The following is a 1,362-nucleotide window of genomic DNA, read 5'->3' as shown; positions in this document are numbered from 1 at the left end:
GAGGGTGTCAGAAATTTTGTGTTCGGGCATAACATGAGTAAGAGGTGCATGTATGCCAACCAAAAAGAAAACCTTGCGTGACCTGCCCAAAATTCCCAAAGAGCTGCTGGAGCAATTCGGTGAGGGCCTGATGACCGCAGAAGCTATCGAAGATGCCTCTGCGGCATTCAAGAAGGCCTTGATCGAGCGTGCTCTGCATGCCGAGCTTGGCCACCACCTGGGCTATCCGTCGGGCGCGCAGCGCCCAGAGGATGAGACCAACCAGCGTAACGGCAAGAGTGGCAAGACGATTTTGACCGGCGATGGCCCGCTGCGACTGGAAATTCCCCGTGATCGGGACGGCAGTTTTGCACCCATTCTGATCCCCAAGCATGAGCGGCGGTACACCGGTTTCGATGACAAGATCATCGCCATGTACGCCCGTGGAATGACGGTCAGGGAGATCCGGGCGTTTCTGTCCGAGCAGTACGGCACAGACGTTTCGCCGGACTTCATCAGCTCTGTGACAGACGAGGTCATGGACGAAATCGGCGCGTGGCAACAGCGGCCCCTGGAGCCGATGTACCCGGTCATTTTCTTTGATGCACTGCGGGTGAAGATCCGCGAAGAAGGTCTGGTGCGCAACAAGGCCATCTACCTGGCGCTGGGCGTTCTACCCGACGGAACCCGCGATATCCTAGGCATCTGGATCGAGAACACCGAAGGTGCGAAGTTCTGGATGAAGGTCTTCAACGACCTCAAGACGCGTGGTGTTGAGGATGTTCTGATTGCCGTGACCGATGGCCTCAAAGGTATGCCAGAGGCTCTCAGCGCGGTGTTTCCAGAGACGACGCTGCAGACGTGCATCGTGCATCTGATCCGCAACAGCTTGGACTTTGCGGCCTGGGATAAGCGGCGGGCACTGGCCAAGGAGCTCAAGCCGATCTACCAGGCCATCAACGCCGAAGCGGCTGAGCAGGCACTCGATGAGTTCGAGAACGGGCCGTGGGGTAAGAAATATCCAACGGTGGTGGCCGCTTGGAGACGGGCTTGGGATCGCGTGATTCCATTTTTCGTCTTCCCACCGGCCATCCGGAAAGTGATTTACACCACCAACGCCATCGAGAGCATCAACGCCCAGCTACGCAAGGTCATCAAGACTCGCGGGCATTTCCCAAATGATGACGCAGCGACCAAACTGATTTGGCTGGGATTGCGCAACATAACAGCCAATTGGGGAAAACCGGCCCATGATTGGAAAAGCGCGATGAATCAATTTGCGATTTTGTACGGAGATCGGTTCATCAGGCCAACCTGGTGAAAATCAGGGCCTGCCTGGCGGCAGGCCGTTACCGGCCCGCACACAAAAAATCTGACAGTTCC

The 1,362-nt window shown here is 56.7% G+C and carries 1 protein-coding gene; it reads left to right on the top strand.

Going from position 1 to position 1,362, the window contains the following annotated elements; all coding sequences use genetic code 11:
• Positions 1 to 52 precede the first annotated feature (52 nt).
• The gene (locus ACI2KG_RS29055; RefSeq protein ID WP_404664250.1) at positions 53 to 1,300 is read left to right on the top strand and encodes an IS256 family transposase; all 1,248 of its coding nucleotides are present in this window, start codon (positions 53 to 55) and stop codon (positions 1,298 to 1,300) included.
• Positions 1,301 to 1,362 lie beyond the last annotated feature (62 nt).

It is taken from the genome of Pseudomonas sp. NPDC089407, from assembly GCF_044900445.1.
Lineage (GTDB): Bacteria > Pseudomonadota > Gammaproteobacteria > Pseudomonadales > Pseudomonadaceae > Aquipseudomonas.
The sequence above is the reverse complement of the archived record's forward strand: the minus strand, read 5'-3'. Positions and strand labels throughout refer to the sequence as shown.